The following is a 19,820-nucleotide window of genomic DNA, read 5'->3' on the forward strand; positions in this document are numbered from 1 at the left end:
CAATGATATCGTTATCGGATCCTAAATAGAACCGTAAAACATGAAAATTAAAACGGTCTTCGATTACGACAAAATGTTTAAAAAAATTTACGGCAATTTTATGATTTCTGATCTAAATAACATTAAAGATTTTTGAGTAAAAACTGATCGAAGCGTGCAAATTGCCCGGGGTTGCCTTTAGCCGCCGGGCCAATGCGTACCGCGCGGTCCCATGGCGGCAGGAAAGATATATCAATCGGCTGGTCGTTGAGAGGCGTGAAAGCCCTTCCATTTTGACTAAACATAAAAATGGCCTTAGTATTATCGGTTACTCTTACTTTCAGCGCCGGCGCTACGGAAGCGTCCAGTTTTTTCGTCAACAATATTTGCTCCACGCCTTTTTTGATTTGCACGATCTGGATTTCATGGGCCGACCAATAAGCCGTCACAATGTTTTTGTCATCGCCGATCAGCGCCAGGCCTGCTTTTGAAGTCGTCCCTTTTTTTACCAGGATGGATCCCTCATAGTTGGGGGTTAATACAAATTGACCGAGATAAGCCCCGGCGGGAACCTGCAACGCATTCAGCTGCAGCCCCTGATTTTTTAGCTGGAAACCTACGGGTTGGAAAATACTCCAATGCCAGTTGTCGGCAAGCTCTTTCGCGGAGAAATCATCTGCTATATTTTTTAGGGGAACTCGTGCGCCGTAGTTTTTGTTATTGGTAAACTTTGGCCAGCCATTGCTCGTGAAGGTAAACTCATTTAACAACCCCTGCCGGCCAGTATACGCGCCGCCCGTTGTGCTATATCCATGATACAGGAAATAAAAGCGGTTGTCTTTTACGACTGGCGTTCCATGTCCGGGGCATTTCCAATCTGCTTCGTCTTTTAAAATAGGATTTTGATCATATTTCTCCCATGGGCCCAGCAAATTTTTAGCCCGGGCAACACCGGTACCATAAGAACAGGTTTTTCCGCAGCACCCGGCCGCAGCATAAAAGGCATAAAAGTATCCGTTGTGCCGCATCATGGAAACACCTTCCACCAGGTTACGCTCCCAATCTGCATCCGCACGAAATAATTCTTTCTTTTCCCCGATGAGCCCTGTTCGGTCTTCTTTCATTTGTGAAGCCCAGATAGGCGTCGGCTGGCCCACGCTGTTTCCATCTTCCTTCCAGATCATATATAAAGTTCCGTTTTCGTCGCGCATGGGAAAAGCGTCGATCGAACCATCTTTCTGACACATGATCGGGCCGAGATCTTTATAAGGCCCGGCGGGCGAATCGGCGACAGCCGCTGAAATACACAGGTTGCCGCCCTTTTTATGAGCTGTGTAATATAAGTACACTTTTCCGTTCTCATAAGTAATCTCTGGCGCCCAAAGATAATAATCGGCCCAGGCCGGAAGTTGATGGAAGACATGGCCGGCCGGCGTCCAGTTCACAAGATCCTTAGAATGATATAAAGGGAAAGCAGGAAACCAATTGGAGGTAGTACCAGCGGCCCAGTATTCGTCGCCAATTTTAACAACGGAGGGGTCGGGATGGTCGCCGGGCAATACCAACTGCTGGGCGACAGCTACTTTAATAAAACAACACAGCAACAATACAGAGACTAAACGCATGACAAGAAAATTAGTATTTAGAAACGCTAAAGATCTACAAAATGCTTTTAAATCTGATGCGATTGCTCATCTTTTTAAATAAAATAAATGCTTTCGGCTTTTGCATTAAATTTCAGTGTCAGCGGCGGGTAGCTCAAAGGCAAAGCTGATGCTTTGGCCGCTGCTCTTTCTAATCAACGAACTTTTGTTTCTATTTAAATAATCTTCGCACAGGCTAAGGCCCAGGCCCAATCCTTTTTTCTCTGCTTCATTGTTTTTTTGAGGTGCGGCCGGCAGGCAGTTATTTTCAATTGTAAAATGGACTTTACCTTCAGCATTATAAAGGTGGATATCGATAGCGCCTGCGGGCGGCGTGAATTTTACGGCATTATCAAAAAGATTTCTAAGCACCAATTGAATATGATTTTTATCCGCCCTCACCCGCATCCGCCTGCTATCATGCTGAATTTTAATTTCGATTTTCTTTTCCCTGGCGATAGGCTGATAAATGGCAGTAAGTAAGTCCACGGTTTCAAGCATGTCGAAGTTTTCGGCCACGACCTTCACATCCTGCATTTGAGATCGGGCCCAGAAGAGCATGTTGTCGAGCATTATTTTCAATTGCTGGATATGATTGCTGTTAGCTCTAAGCATAAACTTCAGTTCTTCCGCGTCGAACAAATCGATATTATCTGATGATAAGATAGCTAACATGCTGTCGAAGGGCGTTCGCAGATCGTGAGCGACGATTGAAAACAGTTTACTCTTTATTTCATCCGAGTTTTTTAGTTTGATGATCACATCGTTCAATGTCGCGGTGCGTTGCGCTACTTTTTGCTCGAGTTCGGCATTATGCGTTTGAATCAGCTTGAAATTGGCTGCTTCCGCTTTTCGCTGCCGTTCTAAAATGAATCGATACCGTTGGCCCAACGCGATGGCTAGTAACATGAATTCTAAAAGGACGCCTGAATGGAGTACTAAACGGCTATAAGATTTATATTCTATCGTTCCCTGCAGGCTTAGTACGTAAAAAATCACTGCTACAATAAACACAAGCCATGCTGCTGACAAGCTGATGACCGCTTTCCTTTCGGCGCTGTAAGCAAATAGGCTGGTGATCGCCAGCGTCAGCGGGACAAGCAGGCCAAATGTCTGTGCGCCCCAGGCCGCGAGGGCTTTGTAGCCTAAAATGCTGATCAGGAATAATACGACCAGGCTGGCAAATAACAGGTTGGTCCACCTGTAAAGCGGCAGCGATAAATTTTTTAAATTATAAAACCGGTTGGTGATGAGTATCGACATGGCAAACCCAATCGCAAAAAAAAGGTGGGGATAAGTGTATGTAAATATGCGGAATGGTTCGCCCAGCAGATAACTATATCCGCCTAAATAACCTATGGTATACATCCCTAAGGAAAGAATATACAAGCAGTAATATAGATAAGCCCTGTCTTTCAGGCTAACGTAAATAAAGAGGTGAAACAATATGAGGGCGCATAGGAAACCGATAAAGCACAATTCAATGATTTTTGAAGTGGCATTTTCCACGAGATAAAGATTGTCGGCCCTGGCGACCTTTAGCGGCATCAGCATAATATTCCGGCTTTGGGCGCGCAGCCATATTTCGTTTACAGTGCCGCGTTCCAGGTTGTCAAGCGGAAAAATATATTGGTGGTTGCTTCTGACGCCGGGATCTGCTTTTGTTAAAGACCCTGCCGACAGCTTGCGCCAGCCGCTTCCATCGCCGGTATAACAATCGATCCGTTCGATATTGGCTACGTCAACGATAAGGTAGTCGGTGATGTCAATGGAACTTTTTATCTCCAGCCTCACCCACATAGCTGCCGGGCTATTTCCAAAATTCAATATGTCGGTTTTGCCCTCAGCAAATTTTCCTTTTTTGAATAATTCCCGTGCCTGCTGCAGGTTAAGCGCCGCTGTTGAATCTTTGAAATAGGTTATTTTTCTTCCGAGATTGTTGGCAGGGTTATGTGCGCTTAGGTCAACGACCTGGGCTTCAATTTCGATCGGGAAAAAAACAATCAGCGCTAGTACAAGCTGAACCAATTTAACGGGCATGTTGTAAAGGTAAGTATTACCGATGCTATCTTGTTGAATTTGATACTTATATGACGATATTTTGTCAGATTGCCTGGTTGATTTATAATCGATTTCTTATCGATAAACCAAACGCGTGCAGCGAGGGGAATCGGGAATCGGGGTTTGAAAGCGACATTCAAGGAATTTCTTTTTTTTGAAACACCCGGACATAGTCAATTTCATAACGGCTTGGAAATGCCGTGCCGCTGGGGTCGCCGCCATTATCGCCACCGATCGCCAGGTTGAGGAGCAAATAATGGGGTTGATGGAATGGGTTTTTGCCATCAGGATTAGCGGCATCTTTTACATTTACCTCGTTCAACAACAAGTCATCGACATAAAGCCTGATAAAATGTTCGTCCCAATCCATCCGCCAAACGTGGAAAGACTGATCCCAATTAGGCTCGTTAAATGAGCTTACCGGCTTTTTCGTTGTAAACCATTTCGCCTGATACCGTTTGCCCGTGCCTGTAGCAACGTTTGCCAAAATATCACCCTTATAATATTCCATGATATCGATTTCGCCGTTGGCCGGCCATTCGCCCGACATGCCGAGCGTCCAAATCGCAGGCCAGAGGCCCGGTTTAGCAACAATTTTAGCGCGGATCTCAAACCTTCCGAATTGCCAGCTGGCAGCTTTTCGGGTGTTGATGCTTGAAGATGTATATTGAATTTGTGCTCTTGACTTGCGCCAATCGTCGCTTCCAGCTTTATACAAAGGATTGGGTAAAGCTTCTTTTTTAGCTTCGATAATCAACTTGCCATTCTCACACCAGGCATTTTGAGGCTGATACCATTGTAATTCATGATTACGTACAAAACCTTTTTCGAATTGCCATACCGCGGTATCGACATTCCCCGGCTTGTTAAACTCGTCCGCCCAAATCAATTCATATCCGTTTATCGGATGAGAAAAAGTGTCTGGAATGGCAGCAGGGCTTATAAATAATGCAGCACTCAAAGCAAATACGATCATGATCGGTCTTTGCTGCTAAAATTACAATTTACATTCAAGACAACCGCGAAATAGCTGGGAATAAAACAGCAGTGCCGGGTTCGTAGCCGGCCATCTGCCCATAAGCGTTTTGGCAGCCGGTTCAGGCTTCGTCTTTGGTATTTTTGACAAGCCCAATGCCTGCGAAAAAAAAGATCAATCCGATGGCCCCGATAACAATCAGCTGCGTATAGCTTTCGCTTTTATTGATCAGTTCATAGCCGGTATAAATCATACCAATGATACCTAAAATGGTAAGTACTGTACCGAAGACGCGTTTTACATTCATAATATTATTTTTTAATTCCACTTATACAAGATCTGTGCCTTAAAATGAAATCTTTAGGAAACGCAGGGGTTTGAAGTTGTATCGGCCATGGTAGAAGAGTTTGGGGAGATGGCGTTGAACGCTACCCCTTTTTCAACAGCCGGTATTGGTTGGGCGAAACCTGCATCACTTTTTTAAACAATCGCGAAAAATAAAATACATCGTCATAGCCTACCGCCTCAGCCACTTCATATATTTTTTTTGATGTCAGATCCAGCATTTGACAACAGTGCTGCACTTTTAAATGAATAAAATAATCGATAGGAGCATAGCCTGTTTCCAGTCTAAAAATTTTTGAAAACTGAGACGTGGAATAACAAAACTTGGAAGCCAGCTCCTTCAGGCTGTAGTGCTCATCAAGGTGCGCCTTCATGAATAGGATTACCTTTTCGGGCATGCTCATTTCTTTCGGATGTTCGCGGTGCTCGTATATCAGACTGGCAAGCAAATATTGTAGACACATATTTGCGTAGGCGATATTCTTGTGGCTGTAGCCCTTTGCAAGAGAAGCATAGATGTCGTCAAAAACTTTACAGATTTCAATCAGCCGGTTGGTGTATGACGGTTTAAAGCAAAGTGTAACCAAGGGGTTTTTGCAGAATTCCTGCAAATGTGATCCGCCTATTCTAATCCAATAAATGCTCCATGGGTCGCTGTTGTCCGATTCGTATCGATGTTGTTCGTTAGGCGGCAAAATGAAAAATTGGCCCGGAGAAACCGATGTGGTTACAAATTTAGTTTCGTAGGATCCCTTGCCGCTTACGCAAATAATAAGCACCATTTCTGAGCAGCCCGTCTCCCTGAAAGTGTAATGGTCTTTCGCAGCCGGGTAAAATCCCAAATCAGTAACATAAAGCTGTTTGTGAAGCTCATTTTTCAACACCGAAGACTGTAGTGTTTCCGTGGGAAGAACAATTAGTTTTCGTCCCTGACCCTGCCAATAACTTTTATTTGTTTTCCTGGAAATGTTCATAATCGCAAAGAGGTAAAAGTAGGTCTCTGAGGATAGACAAAATTAAATATTTACTTTATTTTGCCCAATGAGCCATCCGCTTATTTTTACTATTGCCATCCGCTACTATAAGTTAAAACCCAGCTTTTAAAAAAGCGAAATGATAAGATAGTGCAATAAATGCATCAGATCATCTATTTCCCCGAAAACATTTCATCGGTAATTTCGAATCGTTGTCGTTGAAACCCAAACTCACGCTACAGTCGCGCCCAGGTGACGAAGGTGAACCGACTGTTGGCAGGCGAATAACGTAAATACCGTGCATGCCTAAATGGCCAGGAAGTATGGATCGAATGAAGAAGCTGGTTCAACAAAGATTTCGTTTTTAGTTGCGATAGTCAATCGCCCAAATCAAAAAAGTATTGCTTAGTATGAAGGTTCAAATTTCTATTTTAGGTATTCTGTTTTGTTTATTATCCTCGGCCCAGGTGCCCTTGCCTACGACGTCGCAGATGGGCTGGCAGGAAGCCGAAATAGGCGTGCTTGTTAGCTACGATCTGCATGTTGCCGATGGCCAAAAATATAATCAGGCCCGTAACAGAATTACACCCATCGAAGATTATAATATTTTTTATCCGGAGGCTTTAGATACCGACCAATGGGTTAAAGCGGCCAAAGCGGGCGGCGCCACTTTTGCCGTGCTTACGGTAACACACGAAACGGGGTTTGCCTTATATCAGAGCGACGTAAATCCGTACTCTATGAAAATCTTGAAATGGAAAAATGGTAAAGGCGATATTGTAAGAGATTTTGTAAACTCTTGCAGGAAATACAACATTAAGCCCGGCTTATATTTAGGCATCCGGTGGAACGCATTTTTGGGCGTGCACGACTTTATTATAGAAGGTGATAGCCGGTTCGTAAAAAACAGGCAGCAGGCATACAAAAGAATGTGCGAAGGTATGGTGGAGGAAATCACTACCCGCTACGGAGATCTGTTTATGGTTTGGTTTGATGGTGGCGCCTCTGATCCTAAAACTTATGGAGCAGATGTGATGCCGATTGTTGTTAGAAATCAGCCAGGGGCGCTATTTTATCACAATGCTCAAAGAGCAGATTTTCGTTGGGGCGGTTCGGAGTCGGGGACGGTTCCTTATCCTTGTTGGTCTACCTTTACGTTTCCTTCATTTGTTGATCCCGCGTATAGTAAAGAAAGCTATAAGGACAACTTCAAGTTGTTGAAACACGGCGATGTTGATGGAAAATATTATATGCCGGCCATGTCGGATGCGCCGTTGCGCGGATTCAACGGCCGGCACGAATGGTTCTGGGAGCCTGATGATGTTTCCCATATATACCCTGTATCGAGCTTAGTAAATATGTACCGCAATTCCGTCGGGCACAACTCCACGCTAATCATCGGACTTACGCCAAATCCTAAGGGACTTCTCGATCAGGCCGACGTAGATACCCTTTCAGCTTTCGGGCGGCAGATTAAAGCGCTTTTTGGAAATCCGGTCGCAGTTGTGAAGGACTCCAGGCAACGGGAAGTTAGTCTCCAAATACCCCGGGGCGCTTCCGTAAAGAATGTGATCATACAAGAAGGCCTGGCTGGTGGCCAGAAAATCAGAAAATTTGATTTACTGGGGTATAGAAAAGGAAAATGGGAACGGCTATTTTCAGGTAGCTCCATCGGCCATAAGCTGATTTGGGAACTTCCCAAAGAACATCGGCTAGAAAAAATAAAACTCCATATTACGGATGCTGTCGGAACCCCCGATATCAGACAATTTGGGTTATATTAAACCAGCCGGGCATATTAAGCTTGCAAATTTCGGACGATCATGAAAACATACTTACTGCTATCCTTTATATTGTTTTTTGCGGTTGCGCCTGCGAATGCACAATGGAGCGTGCTGGACAACGACCCCAGAATCCTTCAACCTGGTGGAATGTCTCCGGCCTGGAACGTTTTTACCCCGGAACAATGGAATGCCAGCAATTTTGCTACACCCGAAGATATGAAGTGGTTTACAGATGTCCGCTTCGGCATGTTTATCAGCTACGGCCTCAGCTCTTATGTACAGGAAGATCTTAGCTGGCCGATTGTTTACAACAGGAAAGCGCCGGATCCGGGGCATGGAACCTACCCTGATAGCGCGTGGAAGGTTACCTGGCCTTCTTTGTGGAAGATGGAAAAATTCGATGCGAAAAAATGGGTAGCTATCGCTAAGTCGGCCGGCATGAAGTACATGGTAATAATTGTGAAACACCACGATGGTTTTCATATGTGGGATACCAAATTCTCAGACTTTAAAATTACAAATACGCCCTTTGGACGTGATTATTTAAAAGAATTGGCAGATGCCTGTCACGAGGCAAATATGCGATTAGGCATCTATTATTCACAGCGCGATTGGTATCATCCCGATTACGCACCCGTCGACACTACGAAGACGATAAGGCTTCCCCGGCAGCCATTTTATGAAGCGAAGCCTGGCCAAACGGCCGAACCAGGGCCAACTCATCAAAAATATATCCAGTATCAATACAACGTCATAAAGGAACTGCTTACAAATTATGGGAAGATTGATCTGTTCTGGTTTGACGCCGCCTGGAGCGGTGGCATGTATCCACCCCAAATGTGGGATGCAGAAAACCTAACGCGCATGATGCGTAAATTGCAACCTCATATTATCATCAATAATAGGACCGGGCTTCCCGGAGACTTTGATACGCCCGAGCAAACTATCGGCATGTATCAAAAAAGGCCCTGGGAAAGTTGCATGACGATCAATGGCCGCTGGGCTTATAATCCGAAATATCCCAATAAGTCTGTTAAAACTTTGATTTCAGAAATCCTTCGGGCAGCTTCGGGCAATGGCAACGTGCTACTCAGTTGGGGCGCTAATTTCGATGGCGCGTTCAACCAACCTCAAAAAGATACACTGTTAGCCATAGGAGCATGGCTTCGGCAGTATGGAAAATATTATTACGGAACCAAAGGTGGCCCGTGGATGCCGCGCCGGGATTTTGGTGCGGTTTATAAAGGTAGAGAAGTGTATTTGTATGTATTTAATTGGAAAGAGGCGACGTTAAAACTTAAAGCTTTAAAGCATAACGCAGTCGAAAAGGCCGAATTTGTAAATGTCTCAGAAAGCTTGAATTGGTTTACGGAAAAGGACTCGCTTCGCTTTGAGCAGCCTGCACTGCCCGACAGTATCGTAACCATCCTGAAACTCACTATGGAAAAACCAATCGAAGAAAATGATATCATGACAGGCTCGTCCAATTTATTTGACAACCCTGCTTATGGTGAGAAATTCACCATCAAAACGGTGAAAAAATCAGCTTGGGATGATGGCGCGGCGGTAGTTGACCTGGGAGAAGAAAAAGCGGTGACTATTCTAAATATCTCAGGACTGGAAGAAAATGCGCGGGTAGATGTTTCGGCCGACAGCCAAAATTGGGATAAGGTCGGATTGGTGCGGCTTAAAAGGGGTGTCCTTTTAGTGACAACAACAATAGCCGGCGCCCAGGTGCCCGGAAAGCAAGTGAGATATATCAGGCTTACAGGGAAAAATCCTCAGGATTTTCGAATAGAAGTTTTTGCCCAATAGGCTCAACAAAATATTACGCTTGGCATTCGATCGAAACTGAAATTGTTTGTGATATAATACTTCCATCGTCATTTTAGTTTTTCTGATAAATGATAAGATAGTGCAATAAATACCCCAGATGCTCTATGTTCCTCCGTTGGTTTTAATAATAACTTCGAATAGGCTTTGCACAGGTTATTTTAACGCTTTAACATATGATATCGGTGGGATGTTTGTGCTATGCTATCTACAATTGCTTGCTTTTTATGCTATAGCTCGGTAGAGCAACCGTCGACTAATTACCATATACCTTAAAGGATCATGGCGTGGATGAAGTATCATTTTTAAAAAATTCACCCGCGTGATTTAAACCAACTAATATCGAAATTAAAATTAAGTTTATGAAGAAAATTAAACTGCTCAGACCCGTCTGGCTACTGCTTTTCAACCTTCTTTTTTCAATGGCCGCAACCGATTTATGCGCCCAAAGTATTGAAGGGCGTGTGGTTGAAGAGGGTCAGCGCCCGGTATCCGCAGCTACTGTTCTGAACACCAATAATGGGTTGACAACAGCGGCCGACGATGCAGGCGATTTTAAAATTCAGGGAGTAATAGGCGATCTTTTAAGAGTTTCGGCGGTAGGATTTTCACCTCAAACCTTTAAAGTTGAAAAACTGACTGCTAACACCATAGTGCTTACCAGTTTGGTTAGCGATTTGGACAACGTAGTCGTAGTGGGTTATGGAACCCAAAAGAGAATAAATCTTACCGGCGCTGTGGGAAGCGTCTCTGGTGCGGAACTTACCAAACGTCCGGCTCCCAACGCAACCAATTTGCTGCAAGGCCGTGTGGCGGGATTGGATATTCGTCAGAATACAGGCCAGCCCGGCCTGGGAACTACAGAAGTTTTATTGCGTGGGCAGGGAACTTTCACGGGTTCATCCGGGCCGTTGATTTTGGTTGATGGAGTAGCGGTCAACTCGCTCAATTATTTGTCGCCGGAAGATATCGAAGATGTCACGGTTCTAAAAGATGCGGCGTCGGCGGCGATATACGGTTCGCGCGCAGCTAACGGTGTTATTTTGGTTACTACCAAATCCGGAAAAAAAGGACAATCTACCTTTGAGTACAGCGGCGGTTTTGGTACCAGCAAAGCGACGGTATTGCCTGATTTAATTTATGATTCACCAACTTATATGCGTTTGTTCAATGAAGCGCGCGCGCGCAGCGGGATGGGTGCTATCTACACGCAGGATCAGATCGATGCCTACGCCAGCTCAACCGATAGGCTACAATATCCCAACTTTAACTGGCTTGACTTCGCCTTTAAAAATGGGGCCATCATTAACCAGCATCTTGGTTTTTCAGGAGGAAATGATAAAACAACTTTCAACCTGTCGTTTAACTATTTAAAGCAAGATGGTATATTGGCGAAGAACGATTACCGCCGCTACAACGTTCTGGCTTCGTTCAATACTCAGATCAATAAAAAGCTAAGTGTTGGGTCCAACGTGAACATGACTTTTGAGGATATCGTGCAACCCTGGCTGTCTAACGACGATTTGATTTTGCTCATATACCACGGCGGCCCGACCTATGGAGCCTATTTGCCCGATGGCAGCGGACGGTTAGCCACGGCCGCCTATCGCTCTGAAGTAGGCCAAAGAAGTTATACCGCGGTGATGAACAATAGCGGGCAATTCTATAAAAATTACACGGTGAATGCCCAGGCTTTCGCTAATCTTGAAATTATTAAAAACTTAAACTGGACAACTAAAGGGGCCGTCTACTTTCAAAATAATGAGTATCGGAACCGCCAGCACGAAGTGTCTCAGTATCTCTACCAACCGGATGTAAACGGCGTTCATGAATACGTGAATAACTCCGGAACTAACTTTTTGGGATTGCGGCAACAGCTATCACAATCGGTGACCAAAACGCTTTACAGCACATTAACATATGCTGCTCGATTGGGTGAAGCGCACGACCTAAAATTGCTGGCTGGCTACGAACAAATCAATAATCGCAGCCCTTATCTGTATGGAATGCGAACCGGCTTTCCCAATAGTACTTTGTCAGAAATCAATGCCGGATCACCGGTCAACCAAGTGACAAATGGGAATACGCAGGAGTGGGCGCTACAATCCTATTTTGGCAGGGTTAATTATGATTATAAAGACCGATACCTGGTGGAAGGGAATTTTCGCTACGACGGATCTTCGCGGATAGCGCCCGAAAACAGATGGAACGCTTATAGCGGTGTATCTGCAGGTTGGCGGTTGTCGAAGGAAAACTGGCTTGCGACTGCGCTTCCATTGTTTTCGGAATTTAAACTGAGGGCTTCTTTGGGTACGCTCGGTAATCAGGAGATTGGGAACAATTATGCATTCCAGGACATCTTATCTACTTCGACTTATCCTTTTGATGATGTATTAGCTACCGGCGCCGTGAAAACCCGATTGGTAGATCCCGCGCTAGGCTGGGAAGATACCAAGATTACGGACCTCGGTGTTGATATAAACGTAAAGAACGGTTTGCTTACCGCGGCGATAGATTGGTACAACAAAAAAACAACAGGCATTATCACGCAACGCTTGGACGTTCCGGCAAGTATAGGTCTTTCAGCGCCTATCAGTAATATCGGATCGATGGAAAATAAAGGATGGGAGTTCGATTTAGGGCATCATCATAAAATTGGCGCTTTTGATTACTCTCTATTTTTCAGGTTGGCCACCTATAAAAATAAAGTAACGAACGTTTTGGCCCGCGCCATTTCTACTATGGGAGGCAGTGCCGGCGGCCCTAATTTGCTCACAGACGTGGGGCTTCCTTTCCAGTCGTTTTACATATATGAGTGGGCGGGAATCTTCCAAAATCAGGCAGAGATCGACGGTTGGGCAAAGCAACCCAGTTCGGGGACACTAAAGCCGGGGGACATTAAAATAGTTGATAAAGACGGTGACGGCACGGTAGGCCCCGAAGATAGAGCCACTTACAATCCATTTCCGAAGTTTACCTATTCTTTTGGTCTGAACACTTCCTGGAAGGGAATTACCTTCACCGCTTTTTTCCAGGGAGTAGAGCGTCAATACATGTTTCTTAAAGGTTGGGGTGTAGACCCATTTTTGCAAAATGCACCACCACCTTCGAAGTTTCTGAATGCGTGGACGCCGACTAATCCAAGCAACACGGTGCCTGCTGTGTATTTCGGATGGACTTATCCGGGCGTTGCAGGTTATCCCAGTACCTACTACCTAAACGATTTGAGCTATCTGCGTTTAAAAAATATTTATTTGGGCTATGAAATTCCCGACAAACTCCTGCAAAAAATTCACGCTAAAGGCCTGACTGTTTATTTATCGGGAGATAATTTGCTCACGTTTACCAAGTTTGAAGGTGCAGACCCGGAAAGAAGAACCGATCAAACGAGATATGCAACTTTTCCGCAAACCAAAATTGTAACAGTTGGCTTAAACATCAAATTTTAAAGAGTGGGCGGTTGCATTTCGCAGCAAGCTTTAAACTTGAATCGTTCGTTCGAACATGTATTTAATTAAAACCAATAGTCATGAAACACGTACTCATAAAAAATATAATATGGACTATCTCGCTTATATCTTGTTTTTCCTGTAAAAAATTCCTTGATAAAAATCCGGGTGATGTTATTTCGAGCGGTAACTTCTGGAAAAACGAAGATGACGCACGTATGGGACTGACCGGTGTTTACTCGAGGTTAAACAGCGTCAGTTATTACAACTATACCAAAGTTTTCCTGGAAGGCTACTCTGACAACGCATACACTTTTTTAATTCAGTCCTTTTTGGATATGACCAAGGGTACGGTAAATGCGACTAATGTTCCGGGTGGTTTTTTCAGCGGCCCATACAGTGGCATTGCGGCGTGTAATTATTTCATGGCTAATATCGACAAAGTAGAAGCAGCCGAATCACTAAAAAATCAATTCAAAGGCGAAGTGCGATTCCTTAGGGCGATGTATTATTTCGATCTGGTTCAGGCATTTGGTGGCGTACCGCTTTATAAGCAGGAACCTGCCACAGTCGAGGAAGCGAAAATTGCAGCCAGTTCAAGTGATGAAGTTTTAGCTTTTGTTCATGAAGACTTGGATTTTGCTATTTCCAACCTGCCGGACACCCGGTATTTTGGCCACGCCGTTCGTGGCGCTGCACAGGCATTAAAGGGGAAAGTATTATTGTTTCAAAAAAGGTGGCCCGAAGCGGCAACTTTGCTAAAGCAAATTATAGACGGGGGTGTGTTTGATATAGCGCCCAGCTATTCCGGACTTTTTTTAACGGCAACACAACAAAAGAATCCTGAAATCATGTTTGCTACTTCTTATCTCGCGCCCAATCGTACGCACAGCGCTTCAGGAGAAGGTTTGGAAACCGAAGTGGGTTGGTATGGAGCGGTGGGCGTTTATCAACCCATGGCTGATGAATATGAATGCATAGATGGTAAACCAATAACTTCTTCACCGCTTTATAATCCGGCCAAGCCCTTTGAAAATAGGGATCCGCGCATGGATATTACCTTGAAGCTGCCCGATGAAGATTATGTTTTTTCCGACGGAAGTGTGTTTGAATATCCTCTTCAGGAAACGCCATTTATGATGCAGAAATATTTAGACATGACGCATTTTCCTTTTTCGAGAGACATTTCTTCTGTTAAAACAGATGTTAATATTATCCATATTAGGTATGCTGATGTTTTATTAATGTATGCCGAAGCTAAAAATGAAGCTTCAGGGCCAGACGCTTCGGTTTATAGCGCCATCAACAAAGTGAGGGGGAGAGCAGAAGTGGCGTTGCCACCTGTGGATCAGGTATTATATAATAGCCAGGCCGCGTTGCGCGAATATATTCGCCATGAAAGACGAGTGGAGTTTTGCTGCGAAGGGCTCCGATATTTTGATTTGAAGCGATGGGGCATTATGGATGAAATGTTGAAAAAAGTTGAAAATCCGGCTCCCTATACTCCATTGAATCTTGCTTTCGGAGAGAAAAATAATGTGTTGCCGTTCCCGCAAAGTGAAATTGATAAGAACCCTGCGCTTCAGCAGAACGCGGGGTATTAAAAAGAATAAGTTCCTCTTCGATTGGAGGTAGCCCCGTTCGTTATTTCGAACTAAAAATTATAAAAGAGGTAGCGTAAATGACAGGTATGTTTTTGAAAAGAATAATGAGATTTAAAAGAAGCAAATGGCATCAAAAGCTCGTTGCTGTTGTTACCTTTGGGTTCCTGCCGGGTTTTTTCAATGTGGATGCGCAGGTGTCGCACTCTTTGAAGTTTACCCAGTTGGCCCAAAAATGGGATGAGGCCGTTCCGCTTGGTAATGGCGCCATTGGCGCACTGATTTGGGAGAAGGAAGGCGCGTTGCGGTTTTCGCTGGATCGCTCAGATCTTTGGGACAATCGGCCGATTGAGGGCTACAGCAACTCCAGCTTCAACCTCGAATGGATTAGGCAACATGTCGATGCTGGAAATTATCAGCCGGTGTTAGATTATACCGAGAAATTTATGGCTAACAAAACCGCCCCTTCAAAAATTCCGGCAGGAGCCATTGAGTTTAATATCAAAGATTGGGGAGTCAAAGATGTTCGATTGTCGACCGACAGCGCCTTATGTACAGTAAAATGGAAGTCGGGTATTACCATGCAGAGTTTTGTTCATGCTACGAAACCCGTGGGCTGGTTTCGATTTGAGGGTTTGAAGCATGATTTAGCGATCAGGTTTCTGCCGCCGGCTTATGAATCATCCAAAGCCCGTGAAACCCTGCACGCCGATGATTTGGCACTTTTGGGTTATGAGCAGGGGCCCGTTCAACAACAACAAGGGGAAATTATTTACGAACAGAAAATATGGGGTGGAGAGAAGTATTATGTAGTTGTCCGATCCAAAAAATTGGATGATGGTACGATCGAGGGTTACTGGACTATTGTTAAAAAACAGCCGCATGAAACGTATCAGGTACCTCCGGTTTTGGAGGCTGGTTTTAGCGAAAGCTTTGCGACGCATTTAGTCTGGTGGCGCAATTATTGGTCAAAGTCAAGTATAGAATTGTCAGACAAGCTGATCGAAAAGCAATGGTATTTAGAACAGTATAAGTTTGGTTCTGTAGCCCGACGGGGCGCAGCTCCGATTTCGCTACAGGCGGTATGGACGGCCGATAATGGCCGGGTGCCGCCATGGCATGGCGACTATCACAATGACCTGAATACACAATTAAGCTACTGGCCTGCTTATTCAGGAAATCACCTGGAAGAAAGTATGGGTTTTATCGACTTTCAGGAAAAAAATAAGCCCGCCTATTATGCCCATACAAAACATTTTTTTCAGGTATCAGGCTTGGCGATGCCCGGCGTCATGTCGCTCAATGGCAACCCAATGGGCTCTTGGTTTCAATACACCTGCAGCCCCACCGTATCCGCATGGATCGGTCATCACTATTATTGGCAATGGCGCTATGGTATGGATAGAAAATTTCTTTCCGAACGAGCCTATCCGTGGTTTAAGGAGGTTGCGCTTTTCCTGGAAAATATAACTTCCATAAATCATGAGGGTAAAAGGCAATTGCCGCTCAGTGCCAGTCCGGAAATAAACAATAATCGTTTAGATGCCTGGTTTAAACAAAACACCAATTTTGATTTGGCGCTTATGCGTTTTACTTTCGAAAAAGCTGCGGAAATGGCGCTTGAATTAGGTTATAAGGAGGAATATAAGCGCTGGATAAGCGTATTAAAACAGTTTGATTTTTTTGCCCTTGAGCCGGATAATACGTTGAAAATAGCGCCGAAGCTCAACTATAAAGAGTCGCATCGCCACTTTTCACATCTTTTAGCTATTTATCCACTCGGACTTATAAAATGGGAAGATGGCCCGCAATCGAAGGATATTATTGCCAAGTCACTGGCAAAGCTCGATGAAATAGGCCCCTCGGCCTGGTGTGGATATAGCTATGCCTGGCTGGCTAACCTTAAGGCCCGTGCAAAGGATGGCCGGGGAGCGGCGAAAGCGTTGGAGATTTTTGCGAAAGCTTTTTGCTCACCAAATAGTTTTCATCTTAATGGCGACCAAACTAAATCCGGATTTTCAAATTTGACTGCCCGGCCTTTCACGCTTGAAGGAAACTTTGCATTTGCTTCAGGTTTGCAGGAAATGTTGCTGCAAAGCTATGCAGGGTTTATCGAAGTGATGCCGGCGGTGCCCGAAGCGTGGACCTCAATTAGTTTTAAAAATCTCCGCGCTGAAGGCGCTTTTTTGGTCAGTGCGAAAAAAGTCGACAATAAAATAATCCATCTCAGCGTTGCTTCGGAAATGGGTGGCGTGACGCAACTAAAACTACCCTTCCGGGCATATAAGATAGCTAAGGCGAGGAACGCTAAGACAAAAATATTGCCTAACGGATTTTTGCAACTGGAATGTGAAAAAGGTGGTTTTATTGAGCTTATAAGTAAAGATTGATTTTTTCGCTGACTGAAATTTAAGCCCACTGGTATTGCTATGTTTTTACCTCTCCTCGGTTGAGGAGGTTTGCGAGCCTGTGGGATTGCGCTGCCAATTTTTTTGACACTGTTACGCCCTTCGCTCTACATCGCCATTATACTTGCCGCAAAAACGCCAACAATGGTGTTGGGAAATGTCATTTATTCCTGACTCCATCTTCTACGCCGAATCCACTTATTTTCTTATTACTACCATCTTTTATTTCCCGGCAACCTGAAAAAAATTTTAGAATGACAGGATGCAACAGGATAGTAAAGGAAGGGTGGTTGTTTATTTTCGTATTAAATAACGATGAAAGGAATAACGATTGCATTGAAAGATTAACCAGACGAAAAGAGAAAACATAGCAGCAAAACAACTGAGTCTATTCCTGATCAATCATAAAAGTTAAGTAGTTCCGAAAAGCGAGCGTCGGGGATGCTGAATGGATTAGTATGCGCGGAAGTGACACATCAGCCCCCCACAATTGCTGTCAAAAAATAAATTTTATGCAGATGAATAAGTGGATTTTTAAAAGCGTTGCTGTTTGCCTGGCCGTTTTTCTTTTCACCGCCTGTCGCAAGCAAAGCTGGGATGAATTTTACGGACGTCCCGAAGGGCTGGCAAAGCCGATCTACAGCATCCTTCAGGAGAAAGGGGGTTTTTCGCATCTGCTTGCTGCGATCGATAAAGCAGGGTATAAAAACACGCTGGACGCAGCAGGCTACTGGACATTCTTTGCGCCAACCAATGCTGCATTCGAAAGCTATTTCGCAGAAAAAGGTGTCTCCGGAGTCGATGGCCTTTCGGTGGAGGAATGTCGTAACATCGTGACCTATTGCCTGGTTTATTATGCTTATAAAAAAGAACGTATTGGCGATTTTCAATCCGCTTCCGGCTGGGTGAAAGACCAGGCCTTCAGAAGGCGCACTGCTAACTACACCGGCGTTTATGATGCTACCGATAAAGACGGGAAAGCTATAAAGGCCATTGCCAGTAATCGCAACAACAACGGAACTACCTTCTATGTTGATAACGATAATAATTATAAATACATCCCCTATTTTGTCGACAATTTCATGTCGGCCAAAAATCTGTCGGCCTCAGATTATCAATACTTTTACCCCGGCAGCAACTACACCGGATTTAATGTAGCCAACGCGGCGGTGACCGAGCAGGATATTAACGCCGAAAATGGTGTCATCCACGTCATTGATAAAGTGATTGAGGCTTTGCCGTCTATCGATCAGTATTTAAACACGGCAGATCAATACAGCCTGTTTAAAAGCCTGTATGAAAAATACCTGGTGTCTTTTTCGCTCAATCCCACGATGACTAAAAATAACCAGTTGGTCAATGGTGGAAGCGATCCGGTTTACACTAAGATTTATGATCCGGCGCTGGCTTTTTCGCTCAACAACGAATCCTATCTGTCTGCGTCAGGAAACGAAGCGCAGCAAGGCGCTTATAGCATTTTTGCACCTACTAATAATGTGTTGCAGGCGTATATCGACACGGTTTTACTCGAGCATTTTACGTCGCTCGAGCAGATGCCGCCTTCCATCATTTCTGATTTTTTAAACGCTCATATGTGGCAGGTGCCGGTTTGGCCCAGCCAGTTTAAAACGACTTTCAATTTTGTCAATGAAGAAGCCAGGTTTGATCCGGCGACCAATATCATCGATAAAAAAATGTTGAGCAATGGCATTTTTTACGGTACCAACAAAGTGCAGGATGCGAACATATTTACGAGCGTTTACGGAAAGGCTTATCTCGATCCCGAATATACTATGATGATCTCTTTGCTGAATCTTGAGCTGCGTCCCTCAATCTCTAATATCTATAACAACTACACGATGTTTATGATCAGCAATAAGATGTTCAACGATGCAGGTTATTTCGTCGATCAGTCTATAAGTACCAACGTTAATGATCAATGGCGCTATATTCCTCCTCCCGGTTCGTCCATCCCCGCCAGCACCGGCTCAACTACGAGAGCGCGGCTGCAGCGCATTTTAAATCTTCATGTCGTTCCTTCGAAAATATTAACGGATCTGAATACGCCCGGCATAGCCATGACCTACGGCGGCGAGTATATGCGATATGTCAACAACACGTCGTTTACGGCGGGAAATGTGGATTCAAACAATGTTGCCACAATCGAAAATTTTAAAGTGGCGAAGAACGGAAGGGTATATTATGCCGATCGTATCATGGAGTTTAGCGACGAGGCGCTTGGTTTGGATATAGAAAGATTGGGAACGCCCGCCAGCTCTGAATTTAACTATTTTTGGCAGTATTTGCGCAATAGTACGGCTGCCTGGAATAACTCAACCAAACTGATTGCAGGCGTAGCCAACGGCAGTTTTTATACCGTATTTATTCCCGATAATGCAGCGATACTTCAGGCTGTGAACGATGGTATTTTGCCTGGAACCGGTACGGCGCCTAACAAAGTTCCCAATTTCAATCCATCAAATGCCGCAGAGCGGGAAAGTGTGCTAAGGTTCATTCAATATCATTTTCTTGACAAACGCACGGTAGCCAATGATGGCGTAGAAAGCGGCGCCTTTCCTACGGTTCTTAAAAATAATTTAGGAGAAGCCACGACCATATTTGTAAACAATTCTGTGAGCGGGCTTACGCTTACCGATATGAATGGCCGGACGGCCCATACGATTACGGCATCAAGCAACCATCTTGCCAACCGGGCCGTGATACACCTTGTAGATAATTACCTCCGATACATTTATTAAAACGATCG

Annotated in this window: 11 protein-coding genes; 6 read left to right on the plus strand and 5 right to left on the minus strand. The window is 44.5% G+C overall.

Features of this window, described 5'->3' with window-relative positions:
• Positions 1-122: 122 nt before the first annotated feature.
• From ABDK00_RS04625 to ABDK00_RS04645, 5 genes are all read right to left on the minus strand, one after another.
• Positions 123-1,604, minus strand: a complete 1,482-nt coding sequence (locus tag ABDK00_RS04625; protein WP_346238704.1) for a glycoside hydrolase family 43 protein — start codon at positions 1,602-1,604, stop codon at positions 123-125.
• A gap of 105 nt (positions 1,605-1,709) precedes the next feature.
• Complete coding sequence (locus tag ABDK00_RS04630) at positions 1,710-3,662, minus strand: sensor histidine kinase (protein WP_346238705.1); 1,953 nt, start codon at positions 3,660-3,662, stop codon at positions 1,710-1,712.
• Positions 3,663-3,819: 157 nt separating this feature from the next.
• Positions 3,820-4,659, minus strand: a complete 840-nt coding sequence (locus ABDK00_RS04635; protein ID WP_346238706.1) for a glycoside hydrolase family 16 protein — start codon at positions 4,657-4,659, stop codon at positions 3,820-3,822.
• A gap of 121 nt (positions 4,660-4,780) precedes the next feature.
• Positions 4,781-4,966: a hypothetical protein gene (locus ABDK00_RS04640; RefSeq protein WP_346238707.1), complete on the minus strand. Its 186-nt coding sequence runs from the start codon at positions 4,964-4,966 to the stop codon at positions 4,781-4,783.
• A 121-nt stretch (positions 4,967-5,087) separates the two neighbouring features.
• On the minus strand, positions 5,088-5,978 hold the full coding sequence (locus ABDK00_RS04645; protein WP_346238708.1) for an AraC family transcriptional regulator: 891 nt from the start codon (positions 5,976-5,978) through the stop codon (positions 5,088-5,090).
• A gap of 410 nt (positions 5,979-6,388) precedes the next feature.
• Here ABDK00_RS04645 and ABDK00_RS04650 point away from each other — a divergent pair, with 410 nt between their 5' ends.
• The 6 genes from ABDK00_RS04650 (at position 6,389) to ABDK00_RS04675 (ending at position 19,812) form a co-directional block, all read left to right on the plus strand.
• On the plus strand, positions 6,389-7,762 hold the full coding sequence (locus ABDK00_RS04650; protein ID WP_346238709.1) for an alpha-L-fucosidase: 1,374 nt from the start codon (positions 6,389-6,391) through the stop codon (positions 7,760-7,762).
• Between the two features lie 39 nt (positions 7,763-7,801).
• On the plus strand, positions 7,802-9,577 hold the full coding sequence (locus tag ABDK00_RS04655) for an alpha-L-fucosidase (RefSeq protein ID WP_346238710.1): 1,776 nt from the start codon (positions 7,802-7,804) through the stop codon (positions 9,575-9,577).
• Between the two features lie 380 nt (positions 9,578-9,957).
• On the plus strand, positions 9,958-13,044 hold the full coding sequence (locus ABDK00_RS04660) for a TonB-dependent receptor (RefSeq protein ID WP_346238711.1): 3,087 nt from the start codon (positions 9,958-9,960) through the stop codon (positions 13,042-13,044).
• Positions 13,045-13,124: 80 nt separating this feature from the next.
• The gene (locus ABDK00_RS04665) at positions 13,125-14,648 is read left to right on the plus strand and encodes a RagB/SusD family nutrient uptake outer membrane protein (protein WP_346238712.1); all 1,524 of its coding nucleotides are present in this window, start codon (positions 13,125-13,127) and stop codon (positions 14,646-14,648) included.
• 104 nt (positions 14,649-14,752) lie between these two features.
• Entirely contained in the window at positions 14,753-17,035 is a 2,283-nt protein-coding gene (locus ABDK00_RS04670; protein WP_346238713.1) for a glycosyl hydrolase family 95 catalytic domain-containing protein, read from the plus strand.
• 536 nt (positions 17,036-17,571) lie between these two features.
• On the plus strand, positions 17,572-19,812 hold the full coding sequence (locus ABDK00_RS04675) for a fasciclin domain-containing protein (protein WP_346238714.1): 2,241 nt from the start codon (positions 17,572-17,574) through the stop codon (positions 19,810-19,812).
• The last annotated feature ends 8 nt before the right edge of the window (positions 19,813-19,820 follow it).

The sequence above is a fragment of the Niabella insulisoli genome (assembly GCF_039652435.2).
GTDB lineage: Bacteria > Bacteroidota > Bacteroidia > Chitinophagales > Chitinophagaceae > Niabella > Niabella insulamsoli.

What these genes read in the sequence shown, in the direction of transcription:
- ABDK00_RS04625 (WP_346238704.1), bottom strand. Translation starts at nt 1,604, where the DNA reads ATGCGTTTAGTCTCTGTATTGTTGCTGTGTTGTTTTATTAAAGTAGCT.
- ABDK00_RS04630 (WP_346238705.1), bottom strand. Translation starts at nt 3,662, where the DNA reads ATGCCCGTTAAATTGGTTCAGCTTGTACTAGCGCTGATTGTTTTTTTC.
- ABDK00_RS04635 (WP_346238706.1), bottom strand. Translation starts at nt 4,659, where the DNA reads ATGATCGTATTTGCTTTGAGTGCTGCATTATTTATAAGCCCTGCTGCC.
- ABDK00_RS04640 (WP_346238707.1), bottom strand. Translation starts at nt 4,966, where the DNA reads ATGAATGTAAAACGCGTCTTCGGTACAGTACTTACCATTTTAGGTATC.
- ABDK00_RS04645 (WP_346238708.1), bottom strand. Translation starts at nt 5,978, where the DNA reads ATGAACATTTCCAGGAAAACAAATAAAAGTTATTGGCAGGGTCAGGGA.
- ABDK00_RS04650 (WP_346238709.1), top strand. Translation starts at nt 6,389, where the DNA reads ATGAAGGTTCAAATTTCTATTTTAGGTATTCTGTTTTGTTTATTATCC.
- ABDK00_RS04655 (WP_346238710.1), top strand. Translation starts at nt 7,802, where the DNA reads ATGAAAACATACTTACTGCTATCCTTTATATTGTTTTTTGCGGTTGCG.
- ABDK00_RS04660 (WP_346238711.1), top strand. Translation starts at nt 9,958, where the DNA reads ATGAAGAAAATTAAACTGCTCAGACCCGTCTGGCTACTGCTTTTCAAC.
- ABDK00_RS04665 (WP_346238712.1), top strand. Translation starts at nt 13,125, where the DNA reads ATGAAACACGTACTCATAAAAAATATAATATGGACTATCTCGCTTATA.
- ABDK00_RS04670 (WP_346238713.1), top strand. Translation starts at nt 14,753, where the DNA reads ATGAGATTTAAAAGAAGCAAATGGCATCAAAAGCTCGTTGCTGTTGTT.
- ABDK00_RS04675 (WP_346238714.1), top strand. Translation starts at nt 17,572, where the DNA reads ATGAATAAGTGGATTTTTAAAAGCGTTGCTGTTTGCCTGGCCGTTTTT.